General features: G+C 39.8%; 20 protein-coding genes and 1 rRNA gene. 11 read left to right on the top strand and 10 right to left on the bottom strand.

The features are described 5' to 3' along the window. Positions 1-66, bottom strand: a 5S ribosomal RNA gene (rrf, locus tag JWG41_RS17870); the annotation flags it as partial. Positions 67-157: 91 nt separating this feature from the next. Here rrf and JWG41_RS17865 point away from each other — a divergent pair. Beyond that, positions 158-622 carry a GyrI-like domain-containing protein gene (locus JWG41_RS17865; RefSeq protein WP_205271172.1) on the top strand — a complete coding sequence of 155 codons (465 nt, stop codon included), beginning with the start codon at positions 158-160 and terminating at the stop codon, positions 620-622. A 30-nt stretch (positions 623-652) separates the two neighbouring features. Here the strand turns inward: JWG41_RS17865 and JWG41_RS17860 are convergent, their stop codons facing one another. Beyond that, positions 653-1423: a PrsW family glutamic-type intramembrane protease gene (locus tag JWG41_RS17860; RefSeq protein ID WP_205271171.1), complete on the bottom strand. Its 771-nt coding sequence runs from the start codon at positions 1421-1423 to the stop codon at positions 653-655. Continuing rightward, complete coding sequence (locus JWG41_RS17855; RefSeq protein ID WP_205271170.1) at positions 1420-3228, bottom strand: energy transducer TonB; 1809 nt, start codon at positions 3226-3228, stop codon at positions 1420-1422. Before JWG41_RS17855 ends, JWG41_RS17860 begins: the two co-directional genes overlap by 4 nt. A gap of 63 nt (positions 3229-3291) precedes the next feature. Here JWG41_RS17855 and JWG41_RS17850 point away from each other — a divergent pair, with 63 nt between their 5' ends. Beyond that, the gene (locus JWG41_RS17850; RefSeq protein ID WP_205271169.1) at positions 3292-4692 is read left to right on the top strand and encodes a glycine--tRNA ligase; all 1401 of its coding nucleotides are present in this window, start codon (positions 3292-3294) and stop codon (positions 4690-4692) included. Further along, the gene (locus tag JWG41_RS17845) at positions 4693-5160 is read left to right on the top strand and encodes a GNAT family N-acetyltransferase (RefSeq protein WP_205271168.1); all 468 of its coding nucleotides are present in this window, start codon (positions 4693-4695) and stop codon (positions 5158-5160) included. A gap of 86 nt (positions 5161-5246) precedes the next feature. Here JWG41_RS17845 and JWG41_RS17840 read toward each other — a convergent pair whose 3' ends face one another. Together JWG41_RS17840 and JWG41_RS17835 are read right to left on the bottom strand one after the other, a co-directional pair. After that, the gene (locus JWG41_RS17840) at positions 5247-6884 is read right to left on the bottom strand and encodes a TPM domain-containing protein (RefSeq protein WP_232374090.1); all 1638 of its coding nucleotides are present in this window, start codon (positions 6882-6884) and stop codon (positions 5247-5249) included. A gap of 50 nt (positions 6885-6934) precedes the next feature. Beyond that, a complete protein-coding gene (locus JWG41_RS17835; RefSeq protein WP_205271166.1) occupies positions 6935-7648 on the bottom strand; it encodes a TetR/AcrR family transcriptional regulator in 714 nt (237 codons plus the stop codon). Positions 7649-7824: 176 nt separating this feature from the next. Here JWG41_RS17835 and JWG41_RS17830 point away from each other — a divergent pair, with 176 nt between their 5' ends. The 4 genes from JWG41_RS17830 to JWG41_RS17815 all read left to right on the top strand — a co-directional run bounded on the left by JWG41_RS17830 (position 7825) and on the right by JWG41_RS17815 (position 11808). Next, complete coding sequence (locus tag JWG41_RS17830; protein WP_456298545.1) at positions 7825-8751, top strand: esterase/lipase family protein; 927 nt, start codon at positions 7825-7827, stop codon at positions 8749-8751. Between the two features lie 95 nt (positions 8752-8846). Then, positions 8847-9896, top strand: a complete 1050-nt coding sequence (locus tag JWG41_RS17825; protein ID WP_205271164.1) for a lipase chaperone family protein — start codon at positions 8847-8849, stop codon at positions 9894-9896. Continuing rightward, entirely contained in the window at positions 9865-11466 is a 1602-nt protein-coding gene (gene lnt, locus JWG41_RS17820; protein WP_205271163.1) for an apolipoprotein N-acyltransferase, read from the top strand. Before JWG41_RS17825 ends, lnt begins: the two co-directional genes overlap by 32 nt. A gap of 45 nt (positions 11467-11511) precedes the next feature. Next, positions 11512-11808, top strand: coding sequence for a hypothetical protein (locus JWG41_RS17815; protein ID WP_002975054.1), 297 nt, complete (start codon positions 11512-11514; stop codon positions 11806-11808). A gap of 81 nt (positions 11809-11889) precedes the next feature. On the opposite strand, the gene JWG41_RS17810 is transcribed toward JWG41_RS17815, so the two are convergent. Then, positions 11890-13890 (bottom strand): helicase, encoded by a 2001-nt coding sequence (locus tag JWG41_RS17810; RefSeq protein ID WP_205271162.1) that lies wholly within the window; start codon positions 13888-13890, stop codon positions 11890-11892. A 115-nt stretch (positions 13891-14005) separates the two neighbouring features. Between JWG41_RS17810 and JWG41_RS17805 the strand changes: the two genes are divergently transcribed. The 4 genes from JWG41_RS17805 to JWG41_RS17790 are packed head-to-tail and all read left to right on the top strand — an operon-like array spanning position 14006 to position 18642. Beyond that, complete coding sequence (locus JWG41_RS17805; protein WP_205271161.1) at positions 14006-15304, top strand: ABC1 kinase family protein; 1299 nt, start codon at positions 14006-14008, stop codon at positions 15302-15304. Positions 15305-15313: 9 nt separating this feature from the next. Further along, entirely contained in the window at positions 15314-15553 is a 240-nt protein-coding gene (locus JWG41_RS17800; RefSeq protein ID WP_205271160.1) for a FeoA family protein, read from the top strand. Further along, positions 15550-17619, top strand: coding sequence for a ferrous iron transport protein B (gene feoB, locus JWG41_RS17795; protein ID WP_205271159.1), 2070 nt, complete (start codon positions 15550-15552; stop codon positions 17617-17619). Before JWG41_RS17800 ends, feoB begins: the two co-directional genes overlap by 4 nt. Positions 17620-17649: 30 nt before the next feature. Further along, positions 17650-18642, top strand: a complete 993-nt coding sequence (locus tag JWG41_RS17790) for an N-acetylneuraminate synthase family protein (protein ID WP_205271158.1) — start codon at positions 17650-17652, stop codon at positions 18640-18642. Between the two features lie 15 nt (positions 18643-18657). Here the strand turns inward: JWG41_RS17790 and JWG41_RS17785 are convergent, their stop codons facing one another. Genes JWG41_RS17785 through hisB form a run of 4 tightly spaced genes read right to left on the bottom strand, consistent with a single transcriptional unit; the run spans position 18658 to position 21842 of the window. Further along, positions 18658-19890, bottom strand: a complete 1233-nt coding sequence (locus JWG41_RS17785) for a vitamin K epoxide reductase/DsbA family protein (RefSeq protein WP_205271157.1) — start codon at positions 19888-19890, stop codon at positions 18658-18660. Beyond that, positions 19890-20636 carry a 1-(5-phosphoribosyl)-5-[(5-phosphoribosylamino)methylideneamino]imidazole-4-carboxamide isomerase gene (gene hisA, locus JWG41_RS17780; protein WP_205271156.1) on the bottom strand — a complete coding sequence of 249 codons (747 nt, stop codon included), beginning with the start codon at positions 20634-20636 and terminating at the stop codon, positions 19890-19892. The genes JWG41_RS17785 and hisA overlap by 1 nt, the downstream gene beginning before the upstream one ends. A 1-nt stretch (position 20637) precedes the next feature. Continuing rightward, positions 20638-21264 carry an imidazole glycerol phosphate synthase subunit HisH gene (gene hisH / locus JWG41_RS17775; RefSeq protein WP_205271155.1) on the bottom strand — a complete coding sequence of 209 codons (627 nt, stop codon included), beginning with the start codon at positions 21262-21264 and terminating at the stop codon, positions 20638-20640. Further along, positions 21261-21842 (bottom strand): imidazoleglycerol-phosphate dehydratase HisB, encoded by a 582-nt coding sequence (hisB, locus tag JWG41_RS17770; protein ID WP_205271154.1) that lies wholly within the window; start codon positions 21840-21842, stop codon positions 21261-21263. The genes hisH and hisB overlap by 4 nt, the downstream gene beginning before the upstream one ends. Positions 21843-22008: the final 166 nt, after the last annotated feature.

Here is a 22008-nt window from a genome sequence, read left to right as displayed (position 1 = left end):
GATGAGAAGCTTGACTTCCGTGTTCGGAATGGGAACGGGTATGGCCTTCTCTCCATAATCACCAGGAGTAATTACCAAATGTACAGGGAGGTGCGGTTAGTCAAACTCTTCTTTAAGAAAAGGTTGCGTTTTTTTCATAAACTGAAATTTTTTCTATATGTCTGAAGTGACAGAACCATTGGTCAAAACAGAAAATTTCTCGGTGATGGGGCTGCGGATTCGAACTTCCAACGCACCGGGTGATGCCGATATTCAGATTCCGGCGATATATTCTCGGTTTTACAAAGAAGACATTCCCAAACAAATGGAAACCTTACGAAAGTTTGATCCACTCTTTGCTGTTTATTTCAATTACGCATCTGACGAAAACGGAGCTTATGACTTTCTGTTAGGTTATGCAGTGGATCCAAAAAGAAAATTACTTCCGGGAATGGAACTAGTTCAGGTATCCCCACAAAACGGCCGTTACTTTCATATAGAACCAGGAGCTCCCGAAGAAGTGGTTCCCAAGTTTTGGGCCGAAATTTGGAACCATCCAGAAATTCCAAAAATCAGAACCTACCAGATGGATTGGGAAGAATATTCGGAAGCGGGAATTCGCGTTTTTTTATCTACAAAGTAAATCGATAGAGTTACTGAACACAAAGTCCAGCTAGTCGGTGTTCGCTACGGCTAAATCGTTTGTTTCTTCTTTACTGTTTTCATTTTTTTCCCGAACCAATTCTCGCCAATCATTCACAACCCAAACCCAAATTCCAACAAAAAGAGAAGTCGCAACCCAAAGACCAATGGTAGCTCCAGGGATCAAAAGAAAATCAACTACCCCATGTTGCAAAACTGCCAACACAAATCCAAAAGCAATATAGGTTCTTTTATTTGCAGATTCTATTTTGGCATTACTCTTCAATAGAAACAAAGAAAAACAAAGATTGATCAGCAAATGTATGTTAGAGGAATGAATGGTCCGAGCAAAGAAGAGATCTAATTTTTTTTCATCCGGTTCTCTGGCTATGTAATGTGTATTTTCCACAAACGAAAATCCCATCGCTACAAAGGAGCCAAACAATACCACTCGAGGAGAGAAGGTTTTTGTTTTTTTGTCATACCCCAATACAAAAGATAAAATCAGAATAAAGAATATTTTAAATGCCTCTTCGGTGATTCCTGCTTGGATAAAAGCTAAGTGGGCTGTTTGGGTTAACATACTTACTTTTTTCTTGGGAGTGAAATCGGCCTCTGGCCAAAGGAGGGGATGGAGTCTTAGGATAAGATCTGTGGACAACCAACCAAAAAACAAAGCTAAAAGGATTCCTATGACTTCCTGCCAACCTTTTTTAGGTTTATAGGCTTTCCAAATCACAATCGCCCAAGGGATTACTGTGAGTGACCCAATCAAATAATCAAAATAACCGACTTCTTTCATTCTGGTAACTCTTCCATATAACGGCCGTCAAATAGATTGATCATTTCTTTCTGGAGGGGAGTGGGAACAAACTCTGGATCGATCGGTCCATTCCAAAAAAGTTCCGTAACACGGATGTCGTTTTTGGTTCCCGGCGGTGCCATCAGCGGCCCCAAACTCTCTACCAGTTGCAGAGTTCGTAAGTCTTGGTCTGGGTAGTCGGAGGCTTCCACAAGTTCCACATCGATCACATCCCCATCTTGGGTAATGGTATAAGCAACCACGGAAGAATAAGGATGTGGAGCTTTAGCCCAGTAGTCCATATAACTTTCGGGAATCCGCATCTTTGCAGAAATGTAATTAGAATAAGTGGGGGGAACTTTTTTCCCGCGAATTTTTTTAATGTACCCTTTGACAGGACCGTTATCCGCTACTTTTTCGTTGGAGATTTTTTCTCCTTTTTCTTTGTTTTCTGTTTCGTTCCCAGTAACAACCCCTCCATTCAGATCCTTTGTGTCGTCCGGCACATTGGGATCAATAAAATAGAATTCCATCTTATGTGGACGGAAATGGTCATTTTTTTGTGCAGATTGATCTTTCTTTTTTCCACGTTGGAGTGTGATGGGAATGAGAAACACAAGGGAAATCAAAATCAAATGAAAGAGTAAGGAAAGTGGTAAAACATTTCGAAATCCTTTGCGCAAACCCGGTTTGAAAAAAGGTTCCGATTCACCCACCTTGTCTTCTTTCACCCCTAAGTTTTCTAAACTAAAGGATTTTTCCAGTAAGTAAGAGGAATAAATGTAAACTCCGACAAGGGCCAAAACGGAAAAAGCCGCATAAGCAATGTTTTGTGCCGAAATAAAAAAATCTTTATCAGGAACTCCTGGTTTTAAACCAAATCCAGCTAAAAATTGAATTCCAAAAATGGGACTGAGGTAAGAAAAAACCCAAACCGCCGAAAACAAAAACAAAAGTAGAGTTAAAAATAAAATGGGAAATCCGCGCCAGTATTCATATACATAAATATGGCCAAATCCTGGCAGGATCCGATCTCTAAATTCTGCTTTTTGTTTTACAACCAATTCCAAACGAAATGGAAAGTGTGATTGGGAAACTACGGCGGCCTTCCATCTCTCTCGTATCCGAATCCCTTCCATATAACGAAGGTATGGTTTTGCGATAAGAGATGGGATTTTGTTTCTATTGAAACTAAAAAGCAAAATACAAAGAGAAATAGAATAATTAAAAACAAATTGGTAAACGTCCACAAGTGGTGCGAGTGGAGACAGGGATTTGTTGGGATGAAGTTTTTCAGAGATATATTGAAATCCAAAATTAAGTAAAAGAGCAAGGAAAATCACAAGTAGTAGTGTATCAAACTTAGCATCACGAATCCGCATCTCGGTTCGAAGGTTTGAAAGAGGATTTTGTGATTGGAGCTTTTTACTACGGATGGATTCCCTTTTTTGGTTACGGCTTCGGCTATGGATGTAGTTGGCTACGAGCAGTAAAAAACAAACGACCACAAATCCAAACTTCAATTGGAGGCTTGCTGAATCTTTAGCTAGAAATTCATTGATGATTCTTTCCCACTCCATTCCCGATCTGTGGAGGAGTTCGATGGGATAAAATACAACCCAAGAGAGAACATAAACTGCAATGACAGCCAAGGCCCTTAGCCTGAGTCGGAATTCGCCAGGGAAGGCAAAAAGGACACCAAAGGCCAAAAACGGTCCGAGAGAAAATAAGGGGGACATCCAAAGGAAGAAAGTTAAGGACTTTTTAGCCCAGGGAGAGAGTTGGTTAGAGTTTGCCGAATCCATTCTTTAGTCTTATCTCAAGGAAAATACTTTGAATTTTCATGGAAAACAAAAAATTTGGCGGATATGGCACAGCCGAAAGAGAAAGAAGAGCAGTCGCTCAAACCCATAGTTGCAGTCTCCAAAAGAAGGGGCTTTGTTTTCCCAGGATCCGAAATTTACGGAGGCCTCTCCAATACATTTGACTATGGCCCGAACGGAATTGAAGTATTAAACAACCTAAAACGACTTTGGTGGGAATACTTTGTTCACAGACGGGACGATGTTTTGGGACTTGATTCCTCCATCCTCCTCCATCCACGCGTTTGGGAAGCATCTGGCCATATTTCCAACTTTAACGATCCCCTTATGGACTGTAAAAAATGCAAAACACGAATCCGCGTGGATAAGTTTTTGGAAGATAAAGAAGGGGAAGGTGCTGCTACTGGAAAAAGTTTAGAAGAACTCACAAATACCATCAGAGACAAAGCTTACGCCTGCCCTACTTGTGGGACTGTGGGAAGTTTTACGGATGCCCGCCAATTCAATTTGATGTTCAAAACATCCCATGGTGCTTCCGAAGAAGGTGCCACAGACATTTACCTTCGCCCAGAAACGGCCCAAGGGATTTTTATTAATTTTAAAAACGTAACCCAAATTGCTCGCAAGAAAGTTCCTTTTGGAATTGCCCAAATCGGTAAGTCGTTTCGAAACGAAATCATGGCTCGTCAATTTATCTTTCGCACACGCGAATTCGAACAAATGGAGATGGAATTTTTCTGCGAACCAGGAACGCAAAAAGAATGGTTTAAGTATTGGGTAGACTACTGCATGGACTGGCTTGTGAATGTAGTGGGACTAAGGAAAGAAAACCTTCGTGTCCGCGAACATGAAAAGGAAGAACTTTCTTTTTATAGTGATTCCACAAGTGATATCGAATACAAATATCCCTTCGGTTGGGGAGAACTTTGGGGTGTTGCCTCAAGGACCGATTATGACCTCACCCAACATGAAAAATTTTCATCGGAAGATTTGAAGTATCATGACCTGGATGCTAAGAAAAAATACCTTCCTTATGTTGTAGAACCAGCTCTTGGTCTCAATCGACTTTTCCTTGCTGTGCTTTGTGATGCGTACGAAGAAGAAAAGTTAGAAAAGGATGAAGTTCGCACTGTCCTTCGTTTTGGAAAACGCGTGAGCCCGATGAAAGTAGCCATCTTTCCATTGATGAAAAAAGACGGACTCGATGCCAAAGCCAAAGAAATCTATACTGACCTCCGTAACCACTGGTATGTAGATTATGATGATAGTGGAGCCATTGGAAAAAGATACCGCCGCCATGACGAAATCGGAACTCCGTTTTGTATCACTGTGGATTACGACACAATGAGTGATGGAACCGTCACCATTCGGGAAAGAGATTCGATGAAACAAGAACGAATCCCAATTGCCGAACTCAAAAGTTATCTCATCAATCGAATGGTTTAGGTGATTAGAGACCTAAACGAATCTGATAGAAACCAGACCATCGAACTCGTAAATCAGTTTTATCGCAAGATAAACGAACTCGAGTTAGATGGTCTTTTCCGCATCCGCCCCCGCGCCGCAACCAAATTCACGGATATCTATTTCAAACTGATAGGAACTGGCAAAGTTTATATGCGTGGGTTCTTCGAAGACGCAGAACTTGTATCTTTACTCATTGGTCGGGTGGAAGAAAAACCCCATTTAGAAGAAGAAAGAAGCCTATTTATCGATCTTGCCGTCACCAAACTTGGTAAAAAGAAAAAAGGATATATGTCTTCTCTTCTAGAAGATGTAGACCTTTGGTGCAAAGAAAAATCCATTCCCGCCATTGAACTCCGAGCCATCTTACAAAATGAAGAAGCCGTGAAATTCTGGGACAAGTCTTCCTTTGAACGGTTTTATATTCGTTACCGCAAACGAGTTTTATAAACAAAAAATAGATCTTTTGTTTTTGGATTCAAACCCATCGGTTCAAAAACCGAAGAAGGGTATTTCTGATTTATTTTGTTTTTAAATTACCAACTTCCCGAACTTCCGCCTCCTCCAAAACTTCCCCCGCCTCCTCCCGACGAACTAGAGCTAGATGAACTACTGTAACTAGAAGAAGAATAAGATGAGGAAGAACTACTACTACTTGAAGAATAGGAAGAATAAGACCCACTCCCCGACTCATTCGCAATCACATAGAGAAAATGCAAAACAAGAAGCGAAACATAGGAAAAAACAAAGGTCATGGGGGACCAATGGTTAGAAAATCCAAAGAGGTAATGGAGAGAAAAACCCAAAGTCCATACAGCGGCAATACAGCCATATTTCAGAAATCTATATTTCCAAGAATCCACTTCGATAGATTTAGCTAAGATATAACCAATCACAAAACAATTAAAACATTGGAACCAGATAAGCATGGTTTCCGGATTGTATGATTCTGAATTATCTTGTGGAGATGGAAAACAAAAGACAAGTCCTGAGACAAGAGCCAACCAAAGAATCAAAGCTATAAAAAAGTGAAAGGTTTTGAATCGAAATGATTGGAATCCCCATCCATAAATGGTAAATAAAATGAGGCCTTGGTAAAAGAATATATAAACCAACCCTTCCCCATTCCCAAAAGAAAAAATAGAAAACCCTAAAGTGAAAAAGGAAATGAGATGCAAAAGTAATTCTTTTGAACTCATTCCCCAATGTTTGGCAATCTGATCAAATTTGTTTGTAATTACTTCATCCAAAGCAATTTTAATCGCAAATAAAATGAAACTAATGATCCCGATGATCCAAAACAAAGCTGGGAAGCCGATTTTAAATGTAAAATGTAAAAATGGAATCCAAAATGCTAGGGACAACAATGAATAAAAATAGGAGAGAGGTGACCAAAGCCCATATAGTAAATATAAATTAGCCCCAATCAAACCAATACAAAACAAATAGAAAACGGCATCCGGGAAAAAATACAAAATCCCAACAAAAACAACAAGTCCATATAAAACATCCAACCACTTCTTATCTTTGTAAAATTTAATATCTTTTAGGACTAAATTGATTACCCAAGCAAAGATCAGTATCCCCAACGTAAACCCAATGTGGTTGCCAGTGGAATTGGAAGTTAAGGCCATACCGATCCCATCCGGATAGTTTGTACTGAGTGCTGGATTTGAATCTTTTTCTCCATAAAGAATGGATTCTATAGCGAGAACTCCACTCAATAACCCCAAAGCCAAATCCCCATTTTTAAATTCAGGAATCATGATATTACGGATGATTCGATTACATAGAACATCCGTTAATGTTTCTTCTAACCCATACCCCACTTCAATCCGAACTTTACGATCCCCTGTTGCTAATAGAACGAGAACCCCATTGTCCTTACCCTTTTGTCCCAACTTAGATTGTTCCGCCACTGCGAGTGAATAGGATTCTAAATTTTCACCTTCCAAACTAGGAATGATGTAAACATACACCTGAGCCGAAGTTTTAGTTTCAATGGCTGAGAGGATGTTTATCATCTGGCTTTGTTTCTCCAAAGACAAAATTCCAGCTTCATCTGTGAGGGGATTTGTGAGGATGCGCACATCTCTTGCCATAAGGGGGAATGCCCCAATCGGAAGGAAAAAGATAAGGAATAAACCAAAGTGGATCCAATTCTTTCGGGTCATTTTCATGCGACAGATCTTACCGAAACATTTTCTTTTTGGCAAGAATAGTTTTAACGGTTTTTGGTAATGGGATTTCCTTTGACCAATCGAAACATCCGAAAGATAGGACCCATCACATTTTTAAACAAAGGAAAATTAGAAAGTTTGATCAGTTTGAATGTCAATTCTAAGGAATCATTCATTAGAAGTTTTGTATTGATATACGACTTGGAAGAATCAGAGAGCCAAAAATAGATAAGTCCCATTTGTTCCATCCAAAGTAACTCGGGTAAAACATTGGCGAGGTCCTCTCTTATTTTTAAATTCGATGTCTCCAGAGCATCACGAATGATCCCCACTGCTTCTTCCCTGATGAGAGTTGTCTCTGGACTGAAGGGAGATAGGGAATGGCTTGGATCTCCCGCATGTCTTGCCAATACTTGTAAAAACATTTTAGACTCAGAAAAAATTTCCAACTGAGTTAGGATGATGTATTTGAGTCTTGTTTTAAAATCCCTTGTGGTTTTAAAAAACTGGGTGGCGAGTTGTTTGACTTCAATTTGTGATTCTCTATAGAAATGTAAAACAATCTCTTCTTTTGTTTTGAAATGATAATAGGTAAGTCCTAAGGAAACTCGAGCCTCTTTAGCAATCCGGCGCATCGTCGCAAGTTCGTACCCCTCTTTTTGAAATAAACTGATCGCAGCATTATAAATCCTCTCTTTCGTGATTTCTCGTTTTATTGATGTTTGGTGAGAGATTTTTTTAGGAACGGAATGAGGCATAAATTTCTAGAATCTAAAAGAACCTGCGATCCCAACCAAGACAATCAATTTTTGAACGCGTTCAATTATTACAAAACTTCGACTTTTTTTCTAAATGCCAGGAAAAATATCCTTGCCTCAAATAAGTCAAATTGACACAGTTTTATCTTAGAAAATTCAGAGGTGAAATATTTATGATCCGAAAAGGTCTTTTAGCCATTTTTATCACAGTTGCTTTAGCAACACCCGTTCTCGCTAGTTCCGGTTCTTCTTCCAAGCCGCTCTCAGGCACTTATCCTATCATCCTTTCTCATGGCCTTTTTGGTTGGGGCGAAAACTCCGGCGGAATCATCAGCATCGTAAACTACTGGGGTGGAACCGACGATTACCTCAGAAGCCAAGGAGCTACCGTATTTGCTCCCGGAAAAACTGCAGCCAACTCCAACGAAGTGCGTGCACAAGAATTAAAAGCAGCCATTCTTACTTATTCTGCGGCTACTAACTACACTGGAAAATTCCACATTCTCGGCCACTCCCAAGGGGGACTCGATAGCCGTTATATGGTTTCCAACCTAGGACTTTCTGGTCGCACAGCAACTCTCACGACTCTTAACACTCCACACTACGGATCACCCATCGCAGACATCGTAAAAACAGTTCTTCCAGGTTGGATCCAACCGTTCGTTGCCAGTGTTGTAGAAACTCTTGTTAAAATCGTTTACGGTGGAACCAACCAACAAAATGCTCTTGCAGCTCTTTCTTCCTTATCCAAAGAAGGACTCGTAGCTTTTAACGGATACACTCCGAACAAATCAGGTGTGAAGTATTTCTCTTACGGATCTTCTATCACTATCCCTGACCTCATCCAACACCCTCTTATGGGAATCCTTCACCCTGCTTGTGGGGCTGGTGGACTTTTCCAAGGACAAGGATTTACTAACGATGGACTCGTTCCACTTTCATCACAAAAATGGGGAACTTGGAAAGGTGGACCTTCTTATGGAATCTTCACTACAGGGATCGACCACTTACAAGTATCCAACACTCTCCGTTCTGGAAGTCTTTGGTATGATGTGGAAGGTTTCTACTTGAACATGGCTTCCAACATGAAGGCAAATCAGTAAATATTCCTGAAGTTTTTTAAGGAGACCCAAGCATTTGCTTGGGTTTTTTTGTTTCCAGAAGTGCAAACCCATCCTTTACTACGATACCATCTCCCATGAATGTTAAAAATTTACGTTACCTCAGTTACGGCATTGGAGCCTTACTCCTTGTCTACATTGCCTTTCGCATCATAAGCCCCAACCAAATGGAAACAGCTAACGACGAAAATCCAAATGACAAAGCAGAATCTTACTTTCGCACACAAAGTGACGGATTCTCCGTCGATCCCTTTTATTTAGAATCAGCAAAGACCATCTTCTCCGCCGATGGACAGTTTTTGCGTTTCGATGAAATCCTATCCCGCGCCAAATCGGGAGAATTAAATTTAATCTCCGAACTCTGGAGTTTACGTCGGCAATGTCCGGAAGGAAGCACTAGAGAACAATGCCATGAATATATCAAAGCCTTCATTCAAAATGAGTATGGTGGAGAAGAGGCAAAACGACTCGTATCCATGCTTTCCAATTACTTAAAGTATGAAGAAGCGATGGTGAATTTGGATCCGTCGAGCAAATCCTATACCAACCAAGAAAGGTATGAACAAATCAAACAACTTCGTCGCAAGTATTTTGATAAAGAAGATGCAGAACTGATCTTTGGATTAGAAGAAGCAACTGCAGATTTTAGTTTCAATCGAAAGAACTTCTTAGATGAAACCAAAAATATAAAAGCAGAAGAAAGGATTCGTTTGTATGAAGACTATCGTAAAAAATCCTTTGGTTCTTTTTATGATGCAGTGGCCGCAAGAGAACCCAAGTTTGATAAGTTTGAAACAGAAATGGATCTGAGACAAAACGAACTTTCTAAGTTATCTGGTACAGAACGTGAAACCAAAGAAAAAGAAGTTCGGATTCGTTACTTCGGAAAAGATGGAAACGACCGAATGGAAAAAGTTTTACGAGAGATGAAAGAAGAAGAGGAAAAAATCTCCAAACTCGAAGTGGAAGAAAAAAACTTACTCAAAGACAATCCGAACCTTTCAAACTCCGAACGCGAAAAAAAATTGATGGAACTGCGAGTCCAAACCTTAGGTAGTAAGGAATTGGCAGAGGAATATTCAAGAAGATTGGAATATGAGAAAACACTCAAAAATTCCACAAATTAAACACCCACTTCTATTACTCTTTCCAGTTGCTTGTTTATTTGCACTGGCCCTCGAACCCTTCGGATTCACTTCCGCGGGGTTTCTTTGTCTCTTCCTTCTCTTATATTTCATCAAACAACTCACAAAACAGAATAACATCAAATACACGTTAGTTGCGACTGTCCTGTTTTCTAGTCTTGTGACCCTCACTAGTTTCCATTGGATTTGGAATGCCATTCGTAATATTTCTGGACAAGGGATAGTAGTATCTTCCCTCCTCTTTTTAGTTTATGCTTTTGTTTCTTTTTATAAGATAGGAATTGTTTTTTTTGGATCTGTTTTTCTCACGAGATATAAAACCATCAAAGACTCTTATTTCTTTTTACTGGTGATCCCTTCCTTATTCTTAATCTCTGATTGGGTTTCTCCCATGGTTTTTCCCGTATATTGGGGAGATTTGTTTCGAAACAATATCCTTTGGCGTCAGATGGCAAGGTTCGGAGTGGAAGTACTCGGTTTTGTATCCGTCCTCTCTGTTTCATTGTTATATCTGATGCTTCTAAAATCGGAAAAAGGATTTCGGGGATATACAAAGTATCTTTTCCCGATATTTTGTTTTTTCTGTATCAACTTATACTTTCTTGCAGAAACCATCCCCCAAGGACCCACCATCCACCTAGTTTTACTGCAACCAAACACAAAGTATGCGAAAAGAGAAATCCAAGAAAATCAAGTTTGGATGACAAAAACCATCCAATCGGTATATGATATTGGCCTGGAAGCCATTCGCAATACTCCAAAACCCATTGATTTACTGATTTTGCCCGAATCGGCAATCCCTTTCCTAGGAACATTGGATTCCAAAGATTCCCATTCCACATATAGCAAAAGTTTTGCGGATGTTACCGAAAGTTTAGTTCGTATTGGCAATACCCCTCTTGTTTTTAATGAATTAGTTTCGGACGAGGGGTCGAGAAACTCCCTCACCCTACTCCATCCCCTCTCTATGGTGGCGGAGCGAAGGTATAAACAAATCCTACTTCCCTTTGGGGAATATTTACCGGTAGAAAAAGAACTTCCTTGGTTACGTTCCCTCTTTCCTGAAACAAGCAGGCACGTTCCAGGAAAACTAACAGATGCTTTAAGATTTCAAACAAAAACAGGAGAAACGGTTACATTTAGTCCGCTCATCTGTTATGAAATTTTATACCCTGATTTGCTTCGTCAAACCATGAAACAAAGTCCTTCGGAATTCATTCTCAATCTCACCAATGATTCTTGGTTTGAAAGCCAAACTGAAACCAAACAACATGCAGGGGCAGGAAGGCTTCGTTCGATTGAATCAGGTAGACCCGTTGTCCGCGTAGCAGTCACTGGCCTCACAACGGCCTATGATCCATGGGGCCGAGAGATGATGGGAGAATTACAAACATTCCAAAAAGCCGTTGGATATTTGGATCTACCGACAGTGGAGAAAGAAAGAACAACTCCCTATATCCAATTCGGGCCAAGTCCTTGGCGATTCATGGCCGTTTTTCTTCTATTTTTGGTTTTTTTCCGTAGTCCTCGTCCGATACTCACCATAAAATGAAAAATGAAATTGAAATTTAGGTAAGGAAAGAAAGGCTATTCGAATATGGAATGGGAAAAAATACTTCGCGATGCGGTGAAAGAAAACTCAATTAAGGAATTGTATCTCCGAAAGGTACCTTCTTTAAAAACCTGCGAAGATTGGAATAAGGTCGTGGAAGTGGGAATGGTAGACCACAAAACGAAGTATGCTTATTATAAGGGTGGGCTTGTTAAATACGGAGAAAGATTGTTCTTTGTAACCCAAGAACGTTTGGATGCAGTCTCTCCCTTTCGCAAATGGGATTTTAAAAACAAAATCAAAGTCACAGATCCGGAACTCACTGTCGGCGAAAAAAAATAAGCCCCATCGTTTCGGATGAGGCTTATTCCTGTCAAAAAGGCCAACCTTTGTTGGTCTTTTTTTATATGATTTAGTTTTTAACTACCGATTCAATCGGATGATCATATTTAATTTTTCTGAAATCGCAATCACTTCCATCACCTTTGATTTCTCAATGATGATTCCCGTAGGACTTACTTCTTCCAATACAAACTTCTTACCTTTAATTTGACCAAGGAGGAGTTCCATCACTTGTGAGTCTTTAGTCCTAAGAAGAACGGAATCTTCTGTAATGGTTACGATTGGTAAGTTGTTACCCCAATCATCCAGTAAGAAGAGTAAGTTTTGCGCAAGATCCGCTTTTGACGATTCTCTTAAAAACTGAATGAACGTTTCTTTGTCGTAACCAAGTAAAATTCCCAATTGGAAACTATCTTTAGTAAGCAAAAAAGTATAAACTCTGTCGTAATCTTTCAATTCACAGAAGGCTTTTAATAAGTGGATTCCATTCAAAGACACTCGATCTGGGAACGCAATGATCGAGAAGTCAGGGTTGATGGTGATTCCACCTTTTTCTGTAACTGTCACCAGCGCTTCATGATTGAAGTAATGAGCACCAAGTTCCGAAAGGCTCAAGTTTCGTTGCGGGTATTCCACTTCGATGAGACCAAACAGCTGTAAATAGAAAATAGCAGAGATGATTTCTTTTCGTAAGTCTGCCAAATCTTCTTCATAAGTTTTGATTTGGAAGGTAGCTGAAAAAACCAAATGGTCACGAATGATATGAGAAAAGATAACGGATGTGTTGATCTTTCCGTGTGCCATAATGAGTTTTACAGTTTTATCCAAAATTCCTTTTTCATAAAAAGGAACTTCTGTTGCTGTAAATACTTCCGCAGGATTGAGACGTCGAGTTCTTGCTTCATTGACTTCATGAATGACAAGTTTCATGATTTCAAAAATGTCTTTCTTTAGAAATTCATCTGTTTCTTGAACAAGAATTACATTCTCACCTTTGATATCTACATAACCCAAAAGTTTTAAGATAGGGAGAATGAGTTCAATTTGATAAACTTGGCTTTTTTCAGGGAAAATTTCTATATCAGGAGATAAAAGTTCTGTTTCCGTTCTTTTGTGATCTGCCTGTTTGATTTTTCCTGATTTTGCAAGATTCAAACCTTTCCGTGAAATATAAGAAATGAGTTTCTTTACGTTTAAGAAAAAATCAAGACCATTGGCCGAAATTTTTTCCTGACGAACACGTGTTCCTTTTTTTACCGGAGGTAGAATAGGAGAAAATTGTAAGTGATCTAAAATCTCTTTCGGAATCACAATGACCCGAATGAATTTATCTTCTACATAATATAAATCACGAACAAGATATAGCGATGTTAAATGAGGGATGGTTTGTTCAAACCTACCTCGGTTCACAGTGATATAGTTACGGATCGTATCCGCTTCAATCACACCACCATGAATGTAAATTTGGTGAAGGATATCTTTGTCAAAATCAGAAAGTTCTTCAATTAACTTTTGAAGGAACTCTGGAGCTAAGGCATTCTTTAAGAATGTTTCGATTGGTTCGCTTTTTTTTGCACCAACAACTTCTTTCCATTCATCGGGAAGTTCTGCAAGAGTTGCTTTGTGTAAAGCCTTCTCAATAGAGAATTTAAACTTCTCACCTTTTGGATTTGTCTCTACTTTGATGAGTCTTAAGTATTCATCATAAGTATGGTATTTGTCTAAATTGTTTGTTAGGCGTTCGCGGTTCTTTCTTTGGTAAAGAAGATAGTACTTTCTGAGAACGTTGAGTTCCATCTCCACGTTGATTGGTGGAATGTTGACCTTTCTCGAAATTTCTCCGAGTGTCATCACTCCTTTATTTTTAAGTATGGATGTCAGAATATTGACTTGTAGAGGTGTGAACTTTTCCAGAACCCCTTTTAGGTAAAACTCGTTCTGGAAAGTCTCGATGAGGCCCAAAATTGTCGATTTTTTGTCCTTTCCCGGGATCTTTTGGATGTTCCAAAGGCTTGCGATTTTTTTGATCTCGTTGAGATCGAGTTTCTCTAACTCTTGGTACAGGACGGTTTCTTGGCTCATGGGTGCGATTTGATAAGTTTTTGTTTGAGACCTAATCCTGCAACTCTATTTCAATTGCAGAAGCGAAGGGGATTTTCTCGTTTCCAATCCCCATTTAGGTCTCAAACTAGGGCGTATGGAATCCCTTTCTGAACTAGTTTCTTTCGGTTGGCAATCCAGCCTTCGAGTCGCCCATTCCAGTTTTGTCTTCACCTCCAAAGCATTTGGAATCCTCACCCAACTGGCCAAGGGAGAACCCAACCACAGAGAGGTCGCCATCACCCTAAGGGAAGCCTTTTCCAACCTCGGTGCCACCTATATCAAACTCGGCCAGTTCATTGCGAGCGCCCCATCTCTCTTTCCCAAGGAGTATGTAGAAGAAATGCAGGCCTGTTTGGACTCCGTCCGTCCCGTAGCTTTCCGAGACATTCGTTCCTCCGTAGAACGGGAATTGGGTGGGAAATTAGAATCTTTATTCCATAGCTTTGAAGAAACCCCTCTTGCCTCTGCTTCCATTGCCCAAGTCCATGCGGCGGTTACCAAAGAAGGATTGGATGTGGTTGTCAAAGTCCAAAGGCCAGATGTCCACCTAACCTTAAAAACCGACATGCAGATACTAGGAGTCCTAACTAAAATTTTAGCACTCATTGCTCCTGAATTTAAAAAATCAGGACTCACTGCCATGTTTGAAGAATTCCAAATCTCTATTTTACAAGAAATCGACTTCATCCAAGAGGCCAAAAATATTGAAGAGTTTGAAGAATATCTTTTACGTGTGAAAGAAGAAAGAGCCAGAGTTCCGAGAGTGTATCATACACTCTCCTCCAAAAAAGTTTTGACCATGGAAAGATTCTATGGAGTTCCCATCACCGATGAAGCGGGACTTCGTAAATTCACAAACAATCCTAGAAAGGTTCTAAGTGATGCCTTAGAGATTTGGTTTTCTTCTTTATCCAACCAAGGTTTTTTCCACGCCGATGTCCATGCAGGAAATTTAATGATTCTAAAAGATGGATCGATTGGATTTATTGATTTTGGAATTGTAGGAAGGATCTCTCCTAAAATTTGGAAAGGACTTATGTTATTTACCCAAGGCATTGGGATTGGGGAACCGACTCTCGTAGCCCAAGGTTTGGTAGAGATGGATTCCACAGATAGTGGCGTAAATCCCACTGTTCTTGCAAAAGAACTCGATTCAGTTTTTAATGAATTAGAATCTGTATACGTTCATTTGACCGACAATGAGATGTTTGACGAATCTAGGGTGAACCGAATCATGTTCGACATGAAGGAAATTGCAGAAAAGAATGGGCTCAAAATCCCAAGAGAGTTTGCACTACTCATGAAACAAATGTTATACTTTGATCGTTATGTAAAATCAATGGCTCCAGAAATCAATTTGTTTCGCGACTCACAGAAATTTGTAATTTCCTAAACCAAACGCATGACAATACTAGATTTAAAAATTGGCGAAATTGCAGAAATCATTTCCTTAAATTCCCAAAAGCTTCCAAGGCCCATGATAACTGAGTTATTAGAACTTGGCTTTTTTCCAGGAGCCGAAATTACCTTAAAAGAAAAATCATTACTGCTTGGAAAGATGATCTGTAGTTTGAGTGGAACCACAATTGCTTTACGAATCCATGATGGGAATGCCATAGAAATTAAATTAAAACAAACATGAAAGACAAACGAATTTATTTAGTGGGGAATCCCAATTGTGGAAAATCAACTCTCTTCAACCAACTCACCGGCCTCAAACAAAAAACAGGAAACTTTAGCGGAGTCACCGTAGAAAAAAGAGAAGGAACCTTCACTTTAAATGACACCGATTGGGTCATTACCGACTTACCAGGAACATACGGTCTTGGTGGAATTGCGGAAGACAAAAAAATTGCCTATGAAGTATTACTTTCCAGAAAACCAGAAGAACAAGTCATTTATGTTTTAGATGCATTGAACTTGGAACGGGGTCTTCAGTTTTTACTCCAAATCATTGATATGGGAGTTCCTACACTTGTGGTCCTTACCATGAAAGATGTACTCGAGAAAAAAAGAATCCAACTCGATTTAGAAAAACTAAAAAAATCCATAGGACTTCAGTTCATTTTACTCAATGCAAAATCAGGTGAAGGAATCGACACCTTAAAAGAAGTGTTAAAAGTCCCCAATGCGTTTCAAAAACGTCCCCGGTTATGGTCATGGGGAACCAAAGAAGAATCCTTTCTAACATCTGCAAAACGAAAACTCGGGATCAGTACAAACGAAGCCGAATTCTTTTTATCACAATCACTCAAATATTTAAACAAAGATCCACATTTGAGTGAAGAGCGTTACTTTACGAAATTCCCAGAAGAAACAAAAAACTGGTTACGTGCCGAGGTAGAAGGCAAGGGATATCATTTTTATTACCAAGAAGAAATGATCTACCGATCTTTTTTAATTAAAAAGATTTTAACAGAGACGATCACTTATCCTAAATCCATTCCCGGTAGTTGGGAAGAACAATTGGATCGGGTATTGTTACATCCCGTTCTTGGGTTTGTTTGTTTTTTTCTTTTGATGGGATTTCTTTTTCAAAGTTTATTTAGTTTTGCCGAACTTCCTATGGACTTAATTGAATCAGGGATAACAAACTTACAATCATTTGTGGAACCTTATCTCGGTGTGGGCCTTTTCCGATCGCTCGTGACAGAAGGAATCATTGGGGGCGTGGGAAGTGTGATTGTGTTCATTCCACAAATCGCCCTTCTGTTTTTATTCATTGGAATTTTGGAAGAATCAGGATATTTAGCACGCGCTAGTTTTTTAATGGATCGGATTATGGGAAAATTTGGACTCTCTGGAAAATCCTTTATCCCCCTACTTTCCTCTGCTGCTTGCGCCGTTCCTGCCATCCTTGGTACAAGAACCATTGAAAACAAATCGGATCGTTTTACAACGATTATGGTATCCCCTCTTGTGATGTGTTCAGCAAGGTATCCTGTGTACATTCTCATCGTTGGAACCGTTTTTAGTTTTCCACCCATCTTTGGAATTTTTAATGTCCAAGGTTTTGTTTTGTTTTCGATGTTTTTTCTCGGGATGATTGTTAGTTTTGGGTTTGCTTTGCTCTTTCGCAAAACAGTGTTTAAAGAAGACGCGTCCTATTTTGTGATGGAACTTCCTAGATACAATGTCCCTTCAATAAGAAGTTTATTTCATACAGTCTACGGGAAAGTGAAATCGTTTTTATCCACCGCAGGCCAGATCATTTTGTATATCTCTGTCCTCCTTTGGTTTCTCAGTCATTTTCCTGCCGAATACAAAAACAACGAATGGAAAACAAGTCCCATTGAAAGTTCTTATATTGGAACCATCGGAAAAGGGATAGAACCGGTAATTGCACCACTGGGTTTTGATTGGAAGATTGGTATTTCTATCCTCACTTCTTTTGCTGCCCGTGAAGTGATGGTTTCCACCTTAGCTGTATTATACGGCTCGGAAGAAAACGAGGAGGGAGAATCTTTACGATCCACACTCCGCTCAGAAAAAAGAGCCGATGGAAGCCTTGTTTGGACACCACTTTCCGGGGTATCACTCCTTGTATTTTTTGCCTTCGCAAGCCAATGTATGTCAACCCTTGCTGTCACCAAAAAAGAAACAGGGACTCTCCTTTGGCCCGTGGTTCAGTTTTTATATATGACAATCCTTGCGATTACCTCCTCCTTTCTCATTTTCCAATTGGGAAAAATTTTAGGATTTTCTTAATTTGCCGACAATGATGGTAACGAGGGCAATTTGGATTTTAAAATTGGAACAAAAACTCTTACTAGAAAATCGGAACCGTATTTGGTGGCAGAAATTGGACTCAACCACAATGCCGATTTAGAGATTGGAAAACGCACCATCGCCAAAGCCAAAGAGTCAGGTGCCCATGCGGTCAAATTCCAAACCTATCGAACAGAAGAGTTTATCGATAGTTCCAATCCCGATGTAAAATTCCTTTTTGATATATTTAAAACTTACGAATTAAACGAAACCAAACATAGAGAATTTCAAAAAACAGCCTTAGACCTAGGACTTGATTTTTTTTCCACGCCACTCTGCGAATCCGCCGTAGATTTGTTATGTGGCTTGAATGTTCCTGTTTTAAAAATTGCCTCTGGTGATATTGTCAATCTCCCCTTACTGAAAAAATCCATCCAATCGGGAAAACCTCTCATTGTATCCACGGGAGCGGCTTTACCAGAAGAAGTTATAAGAGCTCTTTCTCTTTTCCAAAACCACCAAACAGAAGTATGTTTACTCCATTGTGTTTCTATGTATCCCACTCCCCTAAACAAAGTAAATCTCCAGTCCATCCCTTTCTATTTGGATACAACAGACTATGTGGTGGGATTTAGTGATCATTCTGATGGAACCTTAGCATCATCCGTTGCGGTGGGACTAGGTGCTGTGGTATTCGAAAAACACTTCACTCTAGATCGTAACTTAGAAGGCCCAGACCATGGAATCTCCATGGATCCAACAATGTTTGCTAAATTGGCAGAAGACTTAAAACAAAGTTTTGAAATGACTGGCAAGTATGGGAAAAACACTCATCCCGAAGAAACAGGTGGTTGGTTTTACGGAAGAAGGTCTTTATACAAAAAAGGAAATTCCGTTCTTAGTCTAAGACCAGCATTACATACAAAAGATAAAAATGTTTTGGATTCTTGGGAAATAGAAAGAGTAGGAGATCCTTCCCTTTTACAAGAAGGACCGATTCGTTTGGCACCTAAGTTAAATTAAGCGCCAAAATTTCTTTTACATCTTTTGGATGATTTGTTCCAAAAGTGTTTTCAAAAAAATTGGATTTGGTGTTCCACTTTCTATCTTTCGATCATTGATATAAAGAGAAGGAGTGGATTGGATATTCAACTTTTCTGCTTCATCAATTTCTGCATTGAGTTGGTTTTGTGCTTCCTTCGAAGCCATACAAGCCTTCAAAGAATTGACATTGAGTCCAATGGCATTCGCCAAATTCACAACACTAGACCCGGAGTGTGCCACACCCTTTTCTAAGTTATCATAAAGTCCACGATACATTGGTTCAAACTTTCCCTGTTTGTCCGCACAAATCGCCGCAATGGCAGCCACACAAGAAGTAGCACCAGGTCTTGGTTGTTGCATAAGACGATTACAAGTTCCATCGAGTGGAAAGTTTTTATAAACCACTCGAACCATTCCATCGTATTCAGAAAGAACGGTATGTAAGATATGGCTTGTATGCAAACAATGCCCACAGTTATAGTCTGCGTATTTAACAATGGTTATAGGAGCATCTTTTTTACCAATATAAGGAGAACCGGCCACTTGGATGCCAAGAACAGGTTCTTGAAAATAAGTCGCAATTTTGGATTGGACATCTTTTGAGTCCATCCCATTAGAAGTGGCAATCGTATTGGAATTCGACTGATTCACCCACATTTTGCATGTAGCGTAACCCAAAGAAAAACTGAAAAAATAAACGAGTCCCAAAGTGGTGATTCCTTCTTTGGCGGCCGAAGGGATATCCAGTTTTGGTTTTCCTTCGGTTTTCCAAAGTAGGAATAAAATTCCAAGGAGTGCTATGGTAACAATGTAGGTAACAAAACAAAGTTGGCAGATGGTTCCAATGATCCCTACAGAGATCCCAAAGAGTACTAAATCTAAAACAAGACCCAAAACCAAAACAGGAAAGAGGAGAGAAATGGTCTTTGTCACTTCTTCGTTTGATTTGGCTTTTGTGATCAAAAAGAAAGAATAGGTAAGAAGTCCATAAAAACCAAATCCTAGTAAAGCAATAGGAACATTACCTAAAAAAGGAACTCCAGGAATTGCTGAATAAGCACTCTCTGCTACTTTTAAACAAGAGTCACCACCACCTAATGCGGAACACGCGGAATTGGCGATATTTTCTGATCCTATGCCAAAGTATTCAATTGCCAATAGGAAAGAGACAATGAGTCCAATGGCTCCACCGATCACTCCTGCTAATGCTAAATTCTTACGATTCATCAATTTTCATTCCTCTTCTTACTTAGAATCCTGATACTTTCTTTTAGGTCTAATTTTCCTTCATAAATGGCTTTTCCAGTAATCGCTCCGAAAAGTTTTCCCTTGGAGGCCTCATACAAATCCACTAAGTCCTGCGTGGAAGAAACCCCGCCCGAAGCCACAAGTTGCAAATCCGGGAAAAGGGATAACAATTCCAAATACACAGCCGTGTTAGGTCCTGCCATCATTCCATCTTTCGATATATCTGTAAAGATCACATGGCGAATTCCCATATCATACATTGATTTTAGAAAATCCGTGTATTTGATTCCGGAATTGGTTTCCCAACCTTTGGTGCGCACATATCCGTCTTTGGCATCCACACCAATCACAATCCGATCTGGGCCGTAACTTTTAAGCCCCTCTTCCACAACCGATGGGTTTTCGACAGCAACAGTTCCTAAAATAAACCGAGATACTCCGAGCCCATCATAAAATTTCATATTTTCCAAAGAACGAATTCCGCCACCTAACTCGAGTTCAACAGAACATTTGTCTTTGATTTTGCGGATGGCTTTCTCGTTTTCTGATTTACCGGTTTTGGCCGCATTTAAATCCACAATGTGAATGAGAGTGGCACCTTGTTCTTCGAAGACTTGGATCATCTTTTCCGGTTCGGAAGAATAGACAGTTTTTTTGGAGTAGTCCCCTTGGAGTAAACGTACAGCTTCGTTGTCTAAAAGATCAATGGCAGGTAAAACTAACATATTAAAGTTCTATAAAATTTTTAAGGATTCCAAGTCCCGTGGTATCTGATTTTTCCGGATGGAACTGAGTTCCAAATACAGTATCTTTTTCTACAACCGCAGGAAAAGATTCTCCATAGTAATGACAGTTTGCTGTGATATCCAATCGGTCCACACCGACGGGTCTGTATGAGTGAATGAAATACATAAAGGATTCATTCGGAATGCCTTTGAGTAATTTTGTATTTTTGGCTTTGATATCAAATAGTTTGTTCCAACCCATATGGGGAACTTTGAGGTTTTGTTTTCCTTCAAACTTTCTGATTTTTCCCCGGATCAGACCAAGGCCTGGAATGGTAGTTCCCGTTTTCGAAGTTTCATCTGAATCTTCAAATAACACTTGATAGCCGATACAAATTCCGAGTAAGGATTTTTTAGCCGCTACATGTTCTTTCAAAACGGAAGAGAATCCTGCTTCGTTTAAGTTCTGCATGGCTTTATCAAAATGTCCGTCTCCAGGCAAAATAATTTTGTCTGCTTTTTTGACAGTTTCGATATCACTTGTGAATTGGAAGTCGCTTGTGTATAAAGAAACTGCTTTGAGTAAGGAATGGATATTTCCCATTCCAAAATCTAAAACTGCAATCACTCGAGCATTCCTTTGGTAGAAGGAATTTGGTCTTTTGCCAGGGAGTCAATCGCAATGGCTTGCCTTAGAGCCTTACCCAGTCCCTTAAAAATAGATTCATGGATATGGTGGCGGTTTTCACCGTAGTGCACCACTACGTGTAAGTTCATTTTGGCATTGAGAGCAAATTTTTGAAGGAACTCGAGTGTGAGTTCAGCATCATAAATTCCAAATTTCCCATCAATCGGAGGACCAGTGTATTTGAAATAAAACCTTCCGCCCAAATCCACAGCGACCGTAGTCAGAACTTCATCCATAGGCAAAGTAAAATTGCCATAGCGAAAGATTCCTTTTTTGTCACCGAGTTGGGTGTGGATCATTTGTCCCATAAGGATGGCAGTATCTTCCACCGAGTGGTGGCAATCGATCCCAATGTCTCCTCGGAGTTTGAGGTCCATATCGATGAGACCGTGTTTGGAGATATGGGAGAGCATGTGCTCAAAAAACGGGATTTCTGTATCAAACTGGTAGACCCCGGTTCCTCGGACGTTTAGGTCGAGCCGGATGTCTGTTTCGGATGTCTTTCTTGATTCCACCATATTCCTAGCATGTTTGGTAGAAAACCCAGGTGTCAAGAGAGAATGTGGGGGAGGTTTTAAGATGCGAGGCTTAAGACCCCTGCCAAATCATACCCAATGAATACCCAGAAAAAATAAACCATAGCAATGACTGAAAAAATAAGAATGCGTTTCCAATGTTCCTTCA

It is taken from the genome of Leptospira chreensis (assembly GCF_016919165.1).
GTDB classification, from domain to species: Bacteria; Spirochaetota; Leptospiria; order Leptospirales; family Leptospiraceae; genus Leptospira_A; species Leptospira_A chreensis.
This window is presented reverse-complemented; position numbering and strand designations above follow the sequence as displayed.

Bases quoted from the DNA above. Each gene is read 5' to 3' on its own strand.
- JWG41_RS17865 (WP_205271172.1), top strand. From the start codon at position 158: ATGTCTGAAGTGACAGAACCATTGGTCAAAACAGAAAATTTCTCGGTG.
- JWG41_RS17860 (WP_205271171.1), bottom strand. From the start codon at position 1,423: ATGAAAGAAGTCGGTTATTTTGATTATTTGATTGGGTCACTCACAGTA.
- JWG41_RS17855 (WP_205271170.1), bottom strand. From the start codon at position 3,228: ATGGATTCGGCAAACTCTAACCAACTCTCTCCCTGGGCTAAAAAGTCC.
- JWG41_RS17850 (WP_205271169.1), top strand. From the start codon at position 3,292: ATGGCACAGCCGAAAGAGAAAGAAGAGCAGTCGCTCAAACCCATAGTT.
- JWG41_RS17840 (WP_232374090.1), bottom strand. From the start codon at position 6,884: ATGACCCGAAAGAATTGGATCCACTTTGGTTTATTCCTTATCTTTTTC.
- JWG41_RS17835 (WP_205271166.1), bottom strand. From the start codon at position 7,648: ATGCCTCATTCCGTTCCTAAAAAAATCTCTCACCAAACATCAATAAAA.
- JWG41_RS17825 (WP_205271164.1), top strand. From the start codon at position 8,847: ATGAATGTTAAAAATTTACGTTACCTCAGTTACGGCATTGGAGCCTTA.
- lnt (WP_205271163.1), top strand. From the start codon at position 9,865: ATGAGAAAACACTCAAAAATTCCACAAATTAAACACCCACTTCTATTA.
- JWG41_RS17815 (WP_002975054.1), top strand. From the start codon at position 11,512: ATGGAATGGGAAAAAATACTTCGCGATGCGGTGAAAGAAAACTCAATT.
- JWG41_RS17810 (WP_205271162.1), bottom strand. From the start codon at position 13,890: ATGAGCCAAGAAACCGTCCTGTACCAAGAGTTAGAGAAACTCGATCTC.
- JWG41_RS17805 (WP_205271161.1), top strand. From the start codon at position 14,006: ATGGAATCCCTTTCTGAACTAGTTTCTTTCGGTTGGCAATCCAGCCTT.
- JWG41_RS17800 (WP_205271160.1), top strand. From the start codon at position 15,314: ATGACAATACTAGATTTAAAAATTGGCGAAATTGCAGAAATCATTTCC.
- feoB (WP_205271159.1), top strand. From the start codon at position 15,550: ATGAAAGACAAACGAATTTATTTAGTGGGGAATCCCAATTGTGGAAAA.
- JWG41_RS17785 (WP_205271157.1), bottom strand. From the start codon at position 19,890: ATGAATCGTAAGAATTTAGCATTAGCAGGAGTGATCGGTGGAGCCATT.
- hisA (WP_205271156.1), bottom strand. From the start codon at position 20,636: ATGTTAGTTTTACCTGCCATTGATCTTTTAGACAACGAAGCTGTACGT.
- hisB (WP_205271154.1), bottom strand. From the start codon at position 21,842: ATGGTGGAATCAAGAAAGACATCCGAAACAGACATCCGGCTCGACCTA.